The 17,558-nt window shown below is 70.7% G+C and carries 12 protein-coding genes and 1 pseudogene; 4 read left to right on the forward strand and 9 right to left on the reverse strand.

The features are described from left to right. Nucleotides 1-122: 122 nt before the first annotated feature. Entirely contained in the window at nt 123-1,031 is a 909-nt protein-coding gene (locus ABD830_RS17425) for a helix-turn-helix domain-containing protein (protein ID WP_344988283.1), read from the forward strand. Here ABD830_RS17425 and ABD830_RS17430 read toward each other — a convergent pair. The 3 genes and pseudogenes from ABD830_RS17430 to ABD830_RS17440 form a co-directional block, all read right to left on the reverse strand. Further along, on the reverse strand, nt 1,019-1,279 hold the full coding sequence (locus ABD830_RS17430; RefSeq protein WP_425567092.1) for a hypothetical protein: 261 nt from the start codon (nt 1,277-1,279) through the stop codon (nt 1,019-1,021). The two genes, ABD830_RS17425 and ABD830_RS17430, sit on opposite strands and share 13 nt — an antisense overlap. A gap of 145 nt (nt 1,280-1,424) precedes the next feature. After that, the gene (locus ABD830_RS17435) at nt 1,425-1,928 is read right to left on the reverse strand and encodes a universal stress protein (protein WP_344988285.1); all 504 of its coding nucleotides are present in this window, start codon (nt 1,926-1,928) and stop codon (nt 1,425-1,427) included. After that, a pseudogene (locus tag ABD830_RS17440) lies at nt 1,921-2,268 on the reverse strand (universal stress protein); the annotation flags it as partial. The pseudogene ABD830_RS17440 and the gene ABD830_RS17435, both read right to left, overlap by 8 nt. A gap of 280 nt (nt 2,269-2,548) precedes the next feature. Here ABD830_RS17440 and ABD830_RS17445 point away from each other — a divergent pair. From ABD830_RS17445 to ABD830_RS17455, 3 genes are all read left to right on the forward strand, one after another. Continuing rightward, the gene (locus ABD830_RS17445; RefSeq protein ID WP_344988286.1) at nt 2,549-3,409 is read left to right on the forward strand and encodes an FG-GAP repeat domain-containing protein; all 861 of its coding nucleotides are present in this window, start codon (nt 2,549-2,551) and stop codon (nt 3,407-3,409) included. A gap of 88 nt (nt 3,410-3,497) precedes the next feature. Continuing rightward, on the forward strand, nt 3,498-7,934 hold the full coding sequence (locus tag ABD830_RS17450; RefSeq protein WP_344988287.1) for a polymorphic toxin-type HINT domain-containing protein: 4,437 nt from the start codon (nt 3,498-3,500) through the stop codon (nt 7,932-7,934). A 189-nt stretch (nt 7,935-8,123) separates the two neighbouring features. After that, the gene (locus ABD830_RS17455) at nt 8,124-9,836 is read left to right on the forward strand and encodes a CocE/NonD family hydrolase (RefSeq protein ID WP_344988289.1); all 1,713 of its coding nucleotides are present in this window, start codon (nt 8,124-8,126) and stop codon (nt 9,834-9,836) included. Here the strand turns inward: ABD830_RS17455 and ABD830_RS17460 are convergent. From ABD830_RS17460 to ABD830_RS17485, 6 genes are all read right to left on the reverse strand, one after another. Further along, nucleotides 9,766-10,605 carry a universal stress protein gene (locus ABD830_RS17460; RefSeq protein WP_344988291.1) on the reverse strand — a complete coding sequence of 280 codons (840 nt, stop codon included), beginning with the start codon at nt 10,603-10,605 and terminating at the stop codon, nt 9,766-9,768. The two genes, ABD830_RS17455 and ABD830_RS17460, sit on opposite strands and share 71 nt — an antisense overlap. Before the next feature lie 80 nt (nt 10,606-10,685). After that, complete coding sequence (locus ABD830_RS17465) at nt 10,686-12,332, reverse strand: SulP family inorganic anion transporter (protein WP_344988293.1); 1,647 nt, start codon at nt 12,330-12,332, stop codon at nt 10,686-10,688. 48 nt (nt 12,333-12,380) lie between these two features. After that, nucleotides 12,381-13,097 carry a universal stress protein gene (locus ABD830_RS17470; RefSeq protein WP_344988295.1) on the reverse strand — a complete coding sequence of 239 codons (717 nt, stop codon included), beginning with the start codon at nt 13,095-13,097 and terminating at the stop codon, nt 12,381-12,383. Between the two features lie 137 nt (nt 13,098-13,234). Then, entirely contained in the window at nt 13,235-14,248 is a 1,014-nt protein-coding gene (locus tag ABD830_RS17475) for a hypothetical protein (protein ID WP_344988297.1), read from the reverse strand. Further along, nucleotides 14,245-14,574, reverse strand: a complete 330-nt coding sequence (locus tag ABD830_RS17480; protein ID WP_344988299.1) for a PadR family transcriptional regulator — start codon at nt 14,572-14,574, stop codon at nt 14,245-14,247. Before ABD830_RS17480 ends, ABD830_RS17475 begins: the two co-directional genes overlap by 4 nt. A gap of 177 nt (nt 14,575-14,751) precedes the next feature. Further along, nucleotides 14,752-17,352 carry an FG-GAP-like repeat-containing protein gene (locus tag ABD830_RS17485; protein ID WP_344988301.1) on the reverse strand — a complete coding sequence of 867 codons (2,601 nt, stop codon included), beginning with the start codon at nt 17,350-17,352 and terminating at the stop codon, nt 14,752-14,754. Nucleotides 17,353-17,558: the final 206 nt, after the last annotated feature.

Genomic DNA, 17,558 nt, shown 5'->3' on the forward strand with positions numbered 1-17,558 from the left:
GGAAAGCGGCGCCCGCCGTCCTGCCACAGCTCTGAACCGGGTAGCCTGACCTGCTTGCCGGGCCGGCTGCGACAGTATGCGAGTGGGGCGTCCCCGCCTTGGCGGAAAGGAGCACAGTCATTGTGAAAAACGGACACAGCTCGGTGCGGCAACTGCACTATCTGCCTGCCGTCGGATCGGCGTACGGGGTGGAGATGCTCAGTTTCGCCGCGCTGCGTTCGATGGACGTCCACCGCCGTCGCGTACAGTCGCAACGCCCCGACTTCCACGTGTTCGCTCTGATCAGCTCAGGAACCGGCGCCCACGAGGCAGACTTCCGCGACTACCGGCTGGAGGAAGGCAGCGCCGTGTGGATCAGGCCGGGCATGGTGCACCGCTGGAGCGACGTCGACGCCTGCGACGGCCCGCTGGTCCTCTTCCGGCCCGGCTTCCTTCCCGGCTTCACAGCGTCGGAGGCCACCACACCGGCGTGCTGGCACGTGGACCGGCAGCGGCTGTCCCTGGCCCTGCTCGCAGCCGAACATCTCAGCCGCGAACACGACACAGCCGTACGAACACCACGCCTGGCATCTCCCGCCCTGCTCTCCCATCTGCTGGCGGCACTGATCCTGCGCGCACTCCCCGACGCGCCGGCCTCAACCGGCGCGACCAGATCCGGCAACCGGCACATGGAGGTGTTTGACGCCTATCGGGCCACTCTCGAAGAGCACTTCACCGACTGGCACCACGTGGCCGACTACGCGCAGGCACTGGGCTATGACGTGCGCACACTCACCCGTGCCACTCGTGCGGCCACTGGCACAGGCGCCAAAACCTTCCTCGACCAGCGCATCCTGCTGGAGGCCAAAAGACTGCTCGCCCACACCGACCTGCCGGTCAGCAGCTGCGCCCGGCGCCTCGGATTCAGGGACGTCGGCAACTTCACCACGTTCTTCCGACGCCAGGCCGACATGCCTCCCGCCACCTGGCGCACCGTATACAGCACGGCAGCCAGGGTGGGCGGTGTGGGTGGCCCGCACTATTTGAGGTAGGGGTTGCGCTGGACGATGGGGAGGTTGCCTGGCCCGAGGGTGGCTCCTGCGTTGGCGAGCGCGAGGCCGATGAGGACGATCGAGTAGATGATGTGGTCGTCCATGAAGGGGTTGGTGTCCAGGGGCAGTTCGGCCGCCCACATGAGGACCAGCATGAGGCTGCCGGTGACGGCGGCGATCCGGGTGCCGACGCCCAGGACGAGCGCCAGGCCGACGCCGAGCAGGCCGGCCATGAAGAGCCAGTCCACCCACGGCTGCCCGGCCAGCGAGCTGAAGAAGCCGCCGAGCGCGTTCTCGCCGGTGCCCTTGAGGAAGCCGGTGGTGGGGCTGCCGCCGCGGTTCCCGGCATCTCCCGCAGAGCCGTACGTCCCGCTGTTCCGGGACTTTCGGCCCCTACGCGCGGACCACCGCCACCGGGCAGTGCGCGTGGTGCAGCACGCCCCGGCTGACCGAGCCGAGCAGCATCGAGCCCAGGGCGCCGCGCCCGTGCGAGCCCACCACCAGCAGGTCCGCACGTTCGGATGCGTCGGCCAGTGCGTCCACCGGATGCGCGGACTGCACGTCCTCGACGATCGTCACCTGGGGATGGTCCGCGGCGAAGACCGCCAGCCGGTCGCGGACGACCTGGTGCTGGGCCCGGCGGATCTCGTCCATGTCGTACGTGATCTCAGGGGCGAAGGCGTGCACCGGCAGCTGCCACGCGTGCAGGACCCGCAGGGCGGACCCGCGCAGCTTCGCCTGCTGGAAGGCGTAGGCGAGCGCGGGCTCGCACTCCGGCGAGTCGTCCACGCCCACCACGACCTCCCCCCCGCACGGGGCGATGCTCGCCGCGCACCACCACGACCGGGCAGTGGGCGTGCCCGGCCACGTGCGTGCTGACCGAGCCGAGCAGCGCACCGGCGAACCCGCCCAGTCCGCGGCTGCCGACCACGATCTCCGTGGCGTCCTTGGCCTGCTCGCGCAGGACCACGGCCGGCGCGCCCTCGGCCTCCTGCGTGGCGACCTCGATGGAGGGCTGGCGCTCGTGGACGAGCGCCTCGGCCTCGCGCAGCACTCTCTGTCCTTCGCGCTGCAGCACGTCGGGCAGCGCGATGTCGGAATATCTGCCCACCTGGTACGGCGAGCGGTCCACGACGTGCACGATCCGCAGCGGCTCCTTCATGCGGAGCGCGTCGTCGGCCGCCCACTCCACCGCAGCCCGTGAGGCCACGGACCCGTCCACACCTACGATGATCATCTTGCCCTCCTCTGTCACACCTCCATCCGACTCCGCCAACGCGATCCGCTGCAGGGCCGTAGGTCCGTAACACAAGGGCCGAAGGGCTCTGCCTGCCGCCGTACGACCTCACGGGGCGCGAGTTCGGCCGCCGCACCATCAAGGCTGTGCCGCCTCGACGTCCGACCTGGAGTCTTCCGAGTACGCGGCCCGCCGGAAGCACACCGGAAGTGAACCGGTACCGCTCCGCGCCAGGGTTGGGTCCATCCTGGAAGATTTTCCCCATGCGAGGTCACGTCGTATGTCCAACCCCGTACAGCGGGCGTTATCCCGTACCAGAGCCCTGGCAGCGCTGGTCCTGCTCACCGTGCTGGGCTCGCTGCTCGCCGCGCCGGCCGCGTCCGCCGCCGCGGCGGGCACGCCCGTGCTGCCCCTGTTCGTACGCAGGAGCTCCGACGGGCATCTGCTGGCCTATGAGCCCAAGAGCGGCGGCGGCCTGCAGTCGCCGGTCGACCTCGGCGGCGGCTTCGCCGAGGCGACCGCGCTCGTGCGCGCCACCACCTCGGAGGGCGGTACCCGCAACGACCTGTTCTTCCGCCTGGGCGGCGAGCTCTACTACACCGCCGAGCGCGGCACCTCGACCATGCCGGTCGCCTCTAACATGGACGCCTACAACCTGATCATGACCCCGGGCGACATGGGCAGCAGCGCCTCGCCCGAGATCATCGCGCGGGACACCTCCGGCGCCCTCTGGCTCTACCCGGGGCGCTCCGACGGCGGCCTGGCCGCCCGCGTGCAGGCCGGCACGGCCGGCTGGAATTCCATGAACGCCCTGGCCGGGTACGGCGACTACACCGGCGACGGCAAGAACGACCTGCTGGCCAGGACCACCGCCGGAACCCTGTACATCTATCCGGGGACGGGCAGCACCACCGCCAACCAGATTCTGGGCACCCGCGTCAGCGCGGGCACCGGCTGGGACGCCTATACCGCCCTGGTCTCGACCGGCGACAACAACGGGGACGGCAAGCCCGATCTGATCGCTCGCGACTCTGCCGGCGCGCTGTGGCTGTTCAAGGGCACCGGCGTCGCCTCGGCGCCGTTCGCCGCCAAGGAGAAGATCGGCAACGCGGGCTGGAACGCCTTCAACGCCTTCTTCTGATCGTCTCCCACATTATCTCGGCTGAAAGCTGACCATGCGCACCAAAGCATCTTCACCGCGCCGTGCCCGGCGCCCTCTCTTAGGCCGGTTGCGAGCCACCACCGCGGCCTTCGCCTCCGCCGCCGTCGTCGCTTCGGGAGCGCAGCTCACGCCCGTACCGGGGTTCGGCCCGACGGCCGCCTACGCCGACGAGCCGCCGTACGACCTGGCACGTGCCGCCGACGTCCGCGCGGCGCAATGTCTGCTCACCGTCGTACAGCGTAAGGGCGGCCAGGACCTGAAGGCCGTCGCCCGCGAAGGACTGGGCGGCACGGACGACGTCCTGCTGCGCAACGCCGCCCCCGACTACTGGTCGGACCCGCCGACGCCGCTGCACACCGCCTACGGCAAGGACGAGGACCGGGCGTCGGCCAAGCTGGACGAGCTCGACAACCGGAACAACGTCTGGGAGGAGTCGCTCAACGTCACGCCCCCGAAGGGCTACACCGACGCCGCCTTCCAGTGGATCGACCAGAAGGACGACCCGTTCGTCAAGGTCGGTTTGTCCACCTGGAGCAGTAACCAGTACTGGGCCAAAGAAGACGACTTCTACGCCGACCAGACCCCGATCGCGTCCAAGGAGTCCGTGGACGCGGTCAACGCGATCGCCAAGGAGCGGTACCCGGAGAACGGCGACGACAACGCGGCATGGCAGGCGTGGAAGGACATGGCCTTCCTGCATCCCATGTACGCCGACGACGCACGCGCTTTCCTGGCCCGCGGCGGCTTCCCGACCAGCGCCCCCGATCCGGGCAGCATGGAGTTCCGGGTCGAGGTGGAGAACCTCAAGGCCCGCTACGCCTCCTGCACCAGCCACAACCCGCCGGACCCGAAGGGCGTCCTGACCGCCGAGCTGACCACCGCCTCGATCGAGTGGCAGCAGGAGGTGGACGGGCAGCGCGCCCAACGTGACACCATCCTGGCCGAGGAGGCCCAGGCCTCCGCCGACCTCCAGGTGGCCTCCCAGGCCCTGGGCGAGGCGCTCGGCCAGTCGATCATCGGGGTCCGGCTGGCGGACTGGCAGGCGTACTGGCTCAAGCAGCCGTCCGGCACCCCCACTTATCCGGACGCGGCGGAGTTCACCAAGGTCAAGAACGACATCGTCAAGGCCCAGGCGATGGCGCTCGGCCGCGTCTTCGTGGCCGCGCGGGCCGCCCAGTCGGCGCAGCGGCACGCGGACAACGCCGTGGCCGCGCAGCAGGCCGCGTACGCGATCGCGGACGGCGCCGGGCTGCCCCGAGGCCGCGGCCTGCTCTACGGCCAGCAGGCCGTGCAGGTCGCCCGCGCTTCGGCCGCCGCCGCGCTGGCTGTGGTCAAGGCGACCGAGACCGCTTCGAACGCCACCCGCGCTTCTGCCGCCGACAGCAAGACGCTGATGGCGCTGGCCGAGACGCAGGCGCACGCCTCGCAGGCGGAGTTCCGGCGCATCGCCGCACAGGAGGCCGCCGCGCAGGCCAAGGCCGCCGCCGAGGGCGCCGCCCGCCAGGCCGATCTGGCCGCGGAGAACGCCGCCAAGGCCAAGGACGCCCAGGCCAGGGCCGAAGCCGCCGAGGCGACGGCGAAGACGGCAGCCGATGACGCCCGCGCCAAGCGGGAGATCGCCGAGTCCGAGCGCGACAACGCCAGGCGACAGCGGGACATCGCCGCTCAGCAGCGGGACAGAGCCGCCGCCGCCGAGCAGCGGGCCCAGGGCGAACGTCAGGTCGCGGCCGGCGCGCTCAGTGACGCCCAGGCGGCGGGCACGACCGCGGCCAACAAGAAGAACGAGGCGCTGGAGGCCGAGAGCAAGGCGGTCACGGCACGCAACAACGCTCTGCAGGCCGAGAGCCAGCGCGACGCCGCCGTGGCCAAGGCCTCCGCGGCTGAAGCGTACGCCGCCGCCGCCGAGGGCACCGACGCGGCCGAGGGGGCCAGGACCGCGGCCACGCAGGCGCGATCCGCGGCCGACCGGGCGACCACCGCGGCGACCAACGCCCGCGCCGCCGCCGACGACGCCACCGCGGCCGCGTCCGCCGCCCGGGAGGCGGCCACCCGCGCCGAGGGCTCCGCTGCCCGTGCCAGGTCCGCCTCCGACTCGGCCCAGCGAGACGTGGCGATCACCAACGCAGCCGTCAAGCAGGCCCACGCCGCGGCGGCCGACGCCATCGCCGCTTCGTGGGCCGCCTCCATGAACGTCAAGGAGGCCGAGGAGTACGCGAAGACCGCCAAGGCCAAGGCGGTCCAGGCCAAGATCGACGCTGCGGTCGCCCGCAAGGAGGCCGACGCCGCCCGCGTGAGCGCGGTGAAGACCGCCGGGTTCGCCTACGCCACCGCCCAGGCGGCGCTGGCCGCCCGGGACTCGGCCCTCCAGGTCGTCAAGCCGGCCAACGACGCCATCGAGCTCGGCTCCCCGTACAAGGAGACCGACGCCTCGGCCGGTCTGGCCGTGCTGACCGCGCAGGCGTCCAAGACGCTCGCCGCCCAGCAGGCCGCCGTCGCCCAGGCCAAGGCGGCCCAGGCGGCCAAGGCCGCGAAGGAGGCCAAGGCGCTGGCGGACAAGGCCGACGCCGACGCCAAGGCGGCCGCGGTCGCCGCGGCGGAAGCGGCGGAGTCCGCGTCCAAGGCCGTGGCCTCACTGGCGCGGGCACGCGCCTCGGCGGACGAGGCGGCGGCTGCGGCCAAGGCAGCGGTGCAGGCCGAGGCCAACACGGTCGAGTACGACCGGCGCGCCACCGAGGACGCCGCGCGTGCAGAGTCGGCCGCCACCGCCGCGGAAGGCTACGCCACCGACGCCCGCAACTCCGCCGACGAGGCAGAGCTGGACGCCGCCTCGGCCCGCGAGGCCGCCAGCGCGGCGGAAGGGGACGCCGCCACCGCGCGCGACGTCGCCACCCAGGCCGAGAAGGACGCCACCACGGCCGAGAACGCCGCGGCCCACGCGCGCGAGGCCGCCGAGGAGGCCCAGGAGGCCGCCCGGCGCACCGAGGAGGCGGCCGACCGGGCCCGGGAGGCCGACCGCGCCTCGGAGTCGGGCCCGACCGGCATGGCCGGGCTGATCACCACGGTGACCGAGCCCTGGTACGAGATCAACCCCAAGAGCAACTGCGTGGGCACCGGGTCGGGTGACGACATCGGCTGTGACATCGACCTCGAGTACCACATGTGGGGGGAGCAGGACTACTACCTGGTATCCTGCCCGCAGGCCGGTCGCGGGATCGCCGACTGCACGGCCAGCCTTGAGCTCGACTATCTCGGCAGCGGGCCGTTCGACTCCCGCTACACCAAGAAGACGCACATCAACGGCTGGCAGCTGACCCGTACCATCATCGAAAGCCTCGCCCGGGCGCTGATCAGCGACTACGTGGGCTGCTGGCGCAAGCTGAGCGGCACGGGCGGATCGACCGCCAACTGCGGCTGGGTCCTCGCCGACTTCGTCATCCCGCCGATGGTCAAGGTCGGGTACGAGTACGCGATGGGCGTGCGCGCCGCCCTGAAGGGTGGTTCGTCGATCGCCCAGGCCCTGTTCCGGCTGCAGCGCTCCGGACTCCCGGGCGCGGTGATCTCCGGCCTTGAGCGGAACACCGGCCGGGCACTGGCCGCGGGTCAGTGCTTCCCGGGCGGGACGATGGTGGACACCGAGCACGGCCCACGGGCGATCGAGGACATAAAAGTCGGCGACCGCGTGTGGGCGGCCGATCCGGAGACGGGCAAACGCACCTTGCGCACGGTCGCCCGCCTGTTCCACCGCACGGTCGACTCGCTGGTGCGGATCACGACGGCCGGCGGGACACTGTCGGCGACCGACGGCCACCCCTTCTGGGTGCAGGGCAAGGGCTGGACGCGCGCCGAGGACCTCCGTCCCGGCGACGCGCTCCAGAACCCGTCCGGCGCGGCCGAGCCCGTCCAGGCCGTGTCGGGCTCCGAGGGGCCGGTGGACGTGTACAACTTCGAGGTCGAGACCGACCACACGTACTACGTGTACGCAGGCTCGACCCCGGTCCTCGTGCACAACAACTGCGCCGACGACATCGTCACGAGCGGCGACAAGCTCGTCCTCGGCGTCGGCCGATACGGCGACGAACTGGCCGAATTCCTGGAAGGCCGCGCGCTCACCCTCAACCAGAGAGGGGCACTCGGGCTTCCTGCGCCGAACGGCGACGGACGTCCCCTCTGGATGGACACCGTCACCCGCAGTGTGCGAAACAGCGACATCCACCTGGCCGTAAGTCTCGACGGCATCTACGTGGACGATGCGTTGACGACTCTCGCCAAGACCGCTGACGAGGCCATGACCGCCCTGCTGAGGCGGGCGGACAAGATCCCCGCGGGAGACTGGCGCATGGTCGCAAACCCCTCCAACAATCTCGGGACCGCCTGGGAGATGGGGGAGCTGCGGCGGGCGTACCGGTTGGGCTATCGCAATTGGGACGACGTGGAGTTCTACATGACCCAGGGCGGCAAGCGCATCCCAGTGCGCCCGAGTCCTCCGCCACCTCCGAACCAATGAGCTGAAACCGGCAGCCGTCCCCGTCTCGAACGGGGGCGGCTGTCTCTTTGCGACCGGCGACAGGTGACGCAGGGCCGTCGCGGACGGGACTTTCGGCCCTGACCCCCGGTCCGCTCCTTCGGCGAAGGTGAGCGCAGGGACCCAAGGATCCCTGTTGCCCCACCGGCAGGTCGATGGAGGTCGTATCCGATGAACGTGAGCAGTTACCTCACCCAGCGGCTGCAGCACCTTGCCCCACCGCTGACCAGGGATCTGGTCATCGAGCGCGATCTGAAGGTGCGGATGCGCGACGGGGCCGTCCTGCTGGCCGACCGCTGGGCCCCGAGGTCCGGCGGCGACGGCCTCCCGACCGCGCTGGTGCGCGTCCCCTACGGCCGGACGGGCATGATCGCCTCGCAGACGGCCAGGCCGCTGGCCGAGCGCGGTTTCCAGGTGCTGGTGCAGAGCACGCGCGGCACGTTCGGCTCCGACGGCCCCTTCGACCCGATGCGGTGCGAGCGCGAGGATGGCCTGGACACCATGGACTGGGTGGTCAAACAACCCTGGTTCGGCGACTCCATGGTCCTCGTCGGGATGAGTTACCTCGGCGCCGTCCAGTGGGCGGTCGCCGACGCCGTACCGCACCAGGTCAAGGCCATGATCCCGGCGATGTCCGAATCGGCCTTCACTCTGGAGTTCCTCCGTGAGGACGGGTTCTCCCTGGAGATCCCGTTCGTCTGGGGCGTCCAGATGGCCTGCCAGGAACGCAGGTTCGCGTCACTCCGCCAGATGCTGGAGGAGAAGAAGGTCCAGCGCGCCATGCGCGCGCTGCCGCTGAACCAGGCCGACGTCGCGGCCCTGGGTCACCACTCCGGCTTCATCCAGGACGTGCTCGCCCACGACGCCGACGACCCGTTCTGGGCGCCCGCCGACCACCGCCACCGGGTCGCCGACATCACCGTGCCGATGAGCCTGGTCGGCGGCTGGTACGACATGTTCCTGCCCGGCCAGCTCCGCGACTACCGCGTCCTGCAGGACGCCGGATCCGCCACCGCCCGGCTCACGGTCGGCCCCTGGGCGCACATGTCCTTCCTCGCCATAAGTGAGTCGGTCACCCGTGAGGCTCTCGAGTTCGGCCTGGCTTACGCGCGCGACCAGCGGCCGCCTGAGCGCGCCCCGGTACGCCTGTTCGTCATGGGCGAGGACAAGTGGCACGACTTCCCGTCCTGGCCACCGCCGGGGTACGAGCCCCAGCGCTTCCACCTCCAGCCCGGCGGCGCCCTCTCCACCGAAGCCCCCGCCGACTCCTCCCCGGACGGCTACCGCTACGACCCCGCCGACCCCACCCCCACGGCCGGCGGAGTACGCCTGTCCCCCACGGCCAAAGAGGGCCCCGTCGACAACGCCGCGATCGAGGCCCGGCCCGACGTGCTCACCTACACGACTCCCGTCCTGGACGGGGACGTCGAGGTCGTCGGCGAGGTCAGCGCCGAGATCTTCTTCCGCTCCAGCCTCTCGTACGCCGACGTCTTCGTCCGCCTGTGCGACGTCGACGCCGACGGCCGCTCCACCAACGTCTGCGACGGCCTGGTCAGCCTCACCGACGCCGACCACACCACCCGCGCGACAGTCCAGCTGTGGCCGACGGCGTACCGGTTCAAGCGCGGCCACCGCATCCGCGTCCAGGTCTCCAGCGGCGCCTTCCCCCGCTACAACCGCAACCCCGGCACCGGTGAACCCCGCGCCACCGCCACCACCCTCCGCGCCGCCGACCAGCAGGTCTTCCACGACCCCCGGCACCCGTCCGCCGTGATCCTGCCGATCCGGCACCTGACCCCAGCGGCCGGGGCGGTCACGGCTTCTCGGCGCGGGGCCGTACCACCGCGACCGGGCACACGGCATGGTGCAGCACGCCGTGGCTGACCGAGCCGAGCACCGCGGAGGCGAAACCGCCCAGCCCGCGCGAGCCGACCACGACCAGATCGGCCGTGGCCGAGGCCTTGCTGAGGGCGGGCACCGGATGCTCTCTCGCCTGCTGTTCCATGATCTCCACGTCGGGGTTCTCCGCGCGCCACAGGCTCATCCGCTCCCGGGCCGCACGGGCCTCCTCCTGGAAAGCGTCCTCCAGCATGAGACCGTAGTCCGGGGCGTAGGCCGAGACGACCGACTCCCGGCACGCGTGAACGACGAGCAGCTGTGCGTGGCGGGCACGGGCCTGCTCGACCGCGTACGCCATGGCCTCTCGCGCACTTTCTGAGCCGTCTTCGCCGACCACGATCCGGCCGTGCTCCGCGGCGGCAGGCCCGCGGACGATGACGACCGGTCCCCCGGCATGGCCGGCGACCGCCAGCCCGACCGAGCCGAGCACCAGTTCGGCGAATCCCCCCGATCCCCGGCCACCCAGCACCAGGGAATCGGCCGACGCCGACTGGCGGATCAGGACGTCGACGACGTTCCCCTCGGCCAGCTCGGTGCTCACCTCGACGTCCGCGCTGACCGCGCGAGCACTGTCAGCGGCGGCCTCCAGCACGCCGAGGCAGTACTTCCTGCTGTCGAAGCCGCGTGAGATGCGTTCACACACATGTACGGCCTTGAGCGGCAGCCGCCTGCGCCGGGCGTCGGCCACCGCCCACTCCATCGCCGCTCTCGCGCACTCGGAGCCGTCCACGCCGACCACGATCGGTCCGGTCATCACCGGGCCTCCTTCACAGAGCTGTCTCTGCCCTCCTCCTTCCCGAAACGGACATTGGCGCACATAGTTCCGTCACTCCGTCACGGAGTCTGCCATCGCCGGTAGGCGGTCACGGCGGTCGGGAGAGTCGGAAACAGCAGGTCCTCCCCGATGGCCTCCGTCAAGCCGAACGCGTCGAGCGAGGTACGCAGATCGTGCTTGACCCTGGCCATGGCGAACACGATGCCGCGGCGGGTCAGTTCGGAGCGGAGCGACTCCATCGCGTCCAGAGCCGTGGCGTCCACCTCCACATTGGCTTCGACGTTCAGCACGAACCACGACACAGGCTCTTCCTGCTGGTCCACGGTGGCCAGGGCGCGACGCCGGAAATCCTGGGCGTTGGCGAAGAACAGCGGGGAGTCGTAGCGGTAGATCACCAGGCCGGGGATGGTCCGCGCGTCCGGATAGTCGTCCACGTCGTGCATCCCCGCCAGGCCCGGGACGACGCCCAGGATCGCGTCGTGTGGCCGGGCCACGCGGGCCAGCATCTCCACGACCGACAGCCCCACCGCGAGAAGCACGCCGTACAGGATGTCGAAGACCAGCACCCCGGCGCACGAGGCCAGGGCGAGCAGCAGCTCACTGCGGCGGAAGGCGGCCAGACGGCGGAAAGCCGCCACATCGATCAGCCGCGTGGCGGCGTAGATCACGATGGCGCCCAGCGCGGCCAGGGGGAAATCAGCCAGGAGCGGCCCGGCGAAGAAGACCACGCTCATGACGGCGACCAGAGCGACGAGCGAGTACACCTGGCTGCGGCCGCCGGCCGCGTCGGCCAGGGCCGTTCGGCTGCCGCTGCTGCTGACCGGGAACCCGTGCAGGACACCCGCGCCCAGGTTGGCCACACCGAGCGCGAGCAGTTCCCGGTTGGCGTCGATCTGCTGGTCGTGCTTCGCGGCGAACGACCGGGCCGTGAGAACGTTGTCGCTGTAGCCCACCAGCAGCACGCCGAGAGCGGGCAGCAGCAGGTTGCGCAGATCAGCCGGCGCCGGAAGGGCCGGCGCCGGCAACCCGGCGGGGATCTCGCCCACCACCTTGATCCCGTACCGCTCCAGCCCGAGCAGCGCCACACAGGCGGTGGCCAGCAGGACGGCGAGCAGCGGGGCGGGGATCCACGGCAGGCGCCATTGCGCGAGGAACACCAGGGCCAGCACCCCGGCAGCGAGCAGCAACGTCGCCGGATGGATCTCCGTCAGGCCCCGCCCGAACGAGAGCAGTTCGGCGATGACGCCGTCCCCGGACACCCGGACACCGGTCACCTTGCCGAGCTGGCCGACGATCATGATGACCGCCACACCCGCCAGATAGCCGACCAGGATCGGCCGGGACAGGAGGTCGGAGACGAACCCCAGGCGGAGCAGCCGGCAGAGCAGGCAGAGCAGGCCGACGGTGACGGCGAGCCCGGCCGCGAGTGTCGCGTACCTGACGGGATCACCCGCCGCCAGCGGTCCGACCGCGACGGCGGTCATGAGCGCGGTCGTCGACTCGGGACCCACCGACAGCTGGCGGGAGGAACCGAGCACGGCATAGACCGCCAAGGGCGCCAAGGTGGCCCAGATGCCCACCACGGGCGGCAGCCCCGCCACGATGGCGTAGGCCATGACCTGGGGTATCGCGTAGGCCGCCACGGTGAGCCCGGCCAGCACGTCACCGCGCAACCACTCACGCCGGTACGGAATGAACGCGACCATGCCCGCCAGTGTCGCATCAAGCGGGCAGCGCGGTGCGCGAGCATTGCATCACAGCGCGTAAGACCCTTCTGTCACGACCGCGACCGGGCAGGGAGCATGCTGCAGCAGGAAGTTCGCGGCGCCGAAATGGGCCGACCGTCTGCGCCCGACGACCATGAGCGTCCAGCGCTCCTGTGCCTCCCCCTGCTGGATGGGGACCTCGGGGCGGCGGTGCGCCCACTCGGACAGGTCGGCCGAGGCGGACACCGGGACCCGGCGCAGGGCGGCCTCGTCGAATGCGAACTCCAGGACGGCCGCGTCGGGCTCCTTGTCGGGGACCACGATCGGCCCCGGATCCGTCTCGGCCGGCAGGGGTCCAGGGCCGCGTACGACGATCACCGGGCATTCGGCGTGCGCGGCGACATATCCGGCGACCGAGCCTACGACCGCTCTGGGCAGCGCGCTCAGTCCGCGGGAGCCCACCACGACGAGCGCGGCGTCGCCGGAGAGCTCGACCAGGCGCTGGGCGGCGGGGCCCTCGTACAGGTCGGTTTCCACGCGTACGCCCGCGCTGGTCGAGCGGGCGCAGTCGGCGCCGTGCCACAGGACGTGCTCGGCCGCCTTGCGCAGGTGGGCCTTGGCGTCCTCCTCCGCCTCGCCGTACGGCCACTGCCAGGCGTGGGCGATGGTCAGCGGCAGCTTCCTCAGCTCCGCCTCGTCCAGCGCCCAGTCCAGGGCCTGCACCGAGAAGTCCGAGCCGTCGTAGCCGAGCACGATGTGGTCCATGTCCGCAGGGCTCCTTTCAGCGCTCCATGGCAGCCAGTCTCTGCTCGGGCGGAGCCGTCCTGTAGGGCCATGCGACCCGGCCCGGCGGGACGTTGGTCCCACACGAACGCGCCGTCAAGTCCGCGTGTTGACGTCTTTCAGGGGCGGAACGTGGCGGGTGCCGCAGAGGCATGCCGTACGGAAGGCAGTGCACGCACCCCCGAAACCGCGAGGACCAGCACGATCACCGCGAGTAGCACGCACTGCGCCGCATCTGAGATGCGCACGACGTTCTCCGGGTCTCCCGAGGGGCCCATGAGGCAGGCCAGGCGGGCCAGCAGCGTCACGCCGGCGAGCATCGCGAGCCCGAGCCGCACGGGGGCCGAGCCACCCCGGGCGAGGCACATGCCTGCACCGAGCGCGATCGCCAGCGTCGCCATGCCGATCGAGTCCGTCCACCTCCACATCCACGGCGCGTCGGCGAGCGACACCAGCGCCAGCCGGGTCAGGCCCACCAGGATCACCCCACCGGCCGGCGGAGCCACGGCCTGCCACCATGCCAGGCGGAGGGCGGGCGCATCCCGGTGATAGGCGGCGAACAGGGCGAGCGTGGGCACCACGGTCAGCAGGCCGACAGCCACGTTCCACGCCAGGCGTGGCGGATCGGCGGTGGTCGCGAGCTCGGCCAGCACGCTTGCGGTAGCGACGCCCGCCGCGACCTTGGCCTGGCGGACTCCGCCCCGTGTGAGTGCCACGAACGCGGTCACCCACAGCACCGACTCGACCCCTGTCAGGATCCAGGACAGGCGCAGACCGGACTCCGGCGCACCGAAGACGCCCGGCCCTTCCGACCCCAGCCCCAGGTTCACCAGCGCGAACAGCCCGAACAGGCCGAGCACGCTCTGAAAGGCGAGCCCGAGCAGCGCCACCAGGCGCACCGCGGCGCCCCACACGGCGAACCGAGGCCCGGCTCCCGCACCGCCGAGCCGTAGCCGTACGGCGAGCCCCAGCACGCTGGCGATCTCGCCCCAGCGGGGCCGCGGGTTCTCCTCGTCCGGCACGTCGCCGCAGACCTCCATGAAAGCCGACACCATTTCCTCCTCGCGCTCGGCGCGATAGGTGGCGGGAAGCATGCGCAGGACGGATCGGTAACGTCGCTCCAGCAGCATCACGCGTGCCCCCCTGCGGTACGGGCCCGCAGGCGGGCGGTCGCGGTCTTGACGTGCTCGGCCAACCTGGCCGTCTCGGCCTCCAGGGCCTCCACCCCCTTGTCGGTCAGCCGGTAGTAGCGGCGCAGCCGCCCCTGGATGGCCTCCTCCCGGTCGAGCGCGACCAGCCCCTCCGCGGAGAGCCGATCCAGCACGCCGTAGAGCGAGCCGATCTTGAGCTGGACGCGCCCGCCGGACAGCCGCTCGGCCTCCTGGACGATGCCATAGCCGTGGCGCGGCTCGTCGACCAGCGCGGTGAGTGCCAGGAACATGGGTTCCGTAATATTCACAGCCCCACTATATCCTGAATGACAGGATATAGTGGGGCTGGGCGACCGGTCAGCGGATCTGGCTCGGCTGCGGGTCGGCCCCCGCCGCCACAGCGGGTTGCTCTGTGACGGCGGAGGCGGCGAGAAGCAGACTCGCCGACAGCGCGGCGAGCAGCTTGCGGGTCATGCTCATCCCTTTCACAGGGTGGTTTCGCCGTTCAGGCCGAAGAAGTCGTGCCACTTGAGCCCGGCGCCGAAGGCGGTGCCGGTGGAGGTGGCGACGAAGACGTCGTTGCTCGATCCCTTGGTGAAGGTGACGATGTCGTCCTTGCCGTCGCCGTCGTAGTCGCCGACGTAGGGGAACTCACCGGCCGGGGCGAAGTCGTCGTGCCATTTCGCGGCAGCCCCGAAACCCGTACCGGAAGAAAGGGCCACGTACACGTCGGCGGCGGGGTTGTTCGTGAAGGTGGCGATGTCGTCTTTTCCGTCGCCGTTGAAGTCGCCCACGCGGGGCTGCTCCGCGCCGGGCGCGAAGTCGTCGTGCCATTTCGCGGCAGCCCCGAAACCCGTGCCGGTGGACAGTGCGACGTAGACGTCCGCCGTGGAGCCCTGGGTGAAGACGATCAGGTCGTCCTTGCGGTCGCCGTTGACGTCGCCGAGGGCCGGGAACTCGCCGTCGAGCGCGAACCAGTCGTGCCATTTCTGGCCCGCGCCGAAGCTCGTGCCGGTCGACAGGGCCACGTACACGTCAGCGTTGGAACCGCGCGTGAAGGTGACGATGTCGTCCTTGCCGTCACCGTTGACGTCGCCGACCGCCGGGATCTCGCCGCTGAGGGCGAAGTCGTCGTGCCATTTGGCGGCGGCGCCGAAGCCCGTTCCGGTGGAGGGGGCCACGTACACGTCGGCATTCGCCCCTTGCGTGAAGGTGACGATGTCGTCCTTGCCGTCACCCGTGAAATCGCCGGTCAAGGGGGTCTCACCGCTCGGGGCGAAGAAGTCGTGCCACTTGCCGGACGGGCCGAAGCCCGTCCCGGTGGAGGCGGCCGCCCACACGTCCGCGCCCGATCCGTGCGTGAAGGCGACGATGTCGTCCTTGCCGTCACCGGTGACATCCGCCGGCGAGCCGCCGCGCATCATCCCGGCCGTGCCGCCGTAGTAGACCTCGAGCTCGGCGATGGAGGTGAATGTGCGGGTGCCGCCCGGCGCGCCGATGACGCGCACGCCGTCGCCGTCCATCGGGTCGAACCCCAGCTCGTACGTGCGGTTCGGCCCAGCGGTGCTGTCGTACGGGTAGTCCGGCGTGATGCGCAGCCCGCTCACGTCCACCCATGCGTGGTTCCTGCGCACCTGCACCCGGAGGTCCCGGGCGAACCAGCCGCCGTCGCCGAACGTCTGTCCGCCGGTGAAGACGACCTTGTTCATCAGGTACTCGCGCGGCCAGGTGTAGCCCCACCAGCTCGAGCCCTTGCGCTCGTCGTTCCAGTCGTCCTCGCTCTGCGCCTTGTCACCGTCGTTGTAGAACGCGGTGTTGCCGAAATGCGTGGCCCGCTCGACGCCCACGGTGCCCGGCTCGCGGGCCAGGTTCCTGCCCGCATCCGGCACGTTGCCCGGGGTGGTGTCCACGGACGGCTCCAGGCGCAGCTTGCGCAGCGAGAACGTGTACGCCCAGTGCTCCCCGTCGGGGAAACCGCCGCCGCACGGGCAGACGTTCGACTGGAGCCACATCGACCTGCCGTCGGCGCTGATGTACTTCGACGGGATCGTCGTGGCGTAACCGCCGTGCTTGGTCCTGGTCCACGGGTAGCCGCCGAAGTCCTTGCCCGAGAAGTGCTTCCAGGGCCCCCACGGTGTGGGCGACTCGTAGAACTCGAAGGTGTACTCCGTCCAGGACGTGTAGATGTAGCGGTTGAGCGGCTTGTTGTAGACCACGCCGCCCTGGCTGAGCACGCTCAGGTTCCTGGGCCGGTTGGCGGTGTAGACGTCCGGGTAGAGCCGCCGGTCGTCGTGGAGCACCGCGACGCGCCGGCCCATGTCCGCCGACCAGGTGGGCGTGCCCGAGGTGGTGAAGCCGCTGACGAACTGCCAGGCCGACCGGTTCTGCACCGAGTCCTTGGGCACGCGGGCCAGCCACACGTCCACCGGGTCCGGCACATGGTCGGAGAAGGAGTCGCGCCAGTTGTGGTCGAGGCCGTAGGCGTACACGTAGCCGTCGGGGGCGCTGCCGTACGCCTTGCCGTAGTCGAGGAAGAAGATCGTGGTGAACAGGCCGTCGTCGAACATCGGTGCCGACCGGTCCCACGTCCACGTCTGGCCGTGGTCGGTCGACTTCGCGATCGTCGCGGCCGGGGCGTCGTCGAAGTCGAACGCCAGGTCCTGCACGGCCAGGTAGAGCGTGCCGCCCACGCAGGCCATGCCGGTGGGCTTGCGGGTGTGGTTCGGCTTCCACACCTGGCCGACGTTGTCGCCGACGGGGAGCTGCGTGCCGGTCAGGTTGCCCGGCATGCCGGAGATGCGGGCCACCCCGATGTCGCTGAACGCCGTGCCGAAGCCGACGCCGTCGCCGTACGCGGTGTACACGTTGTCGTCGTCGGACCAGCAGTTGGGCCACAGATCGCCGTGGTTGCGGTTGTCGCCCACGGCGGGCGCGCCGACCGAGGCGGCGGAGTCGATCTGCACCGTCGAGAAGAACGGGCTGGGCGGTGGTGAGGCGGCGGCTGTCACCCCTGGTACGGCGGTGACAGCCGCGACGAGCAGGGTCGCAAGAACCGTGCCAAGACATCGTCGGACGATCGAGGACATGACTTCTCCAGGCAGTGCGGAACCCCCTGAGCGCGCGCGGCAGTCAGGAGGCGGTGCGGGCGGCGGGTGAAGGGAGAAGAGGTGCGAGCAATCGATTTCTGGATGAACGTACAATCACGACCTGACGGCCGTCAAGCCCTCATTTGTCAGGATGTATGTAGAGCATTTCCGCAGCTAGAGCGGCACATTTCAATATTTCGCGAAAT

Origin of the sequence: Nonomuraea helvata (genome assembly GCF_039535785.1) — a bacterium.
GTDB classification, from domain to species: Bacteria; Actinomycetota; Actinomycetes; order Streptosporangiales; family Streptosporangiaceae; genus Nonomuraea; species Nonomuraea helvata.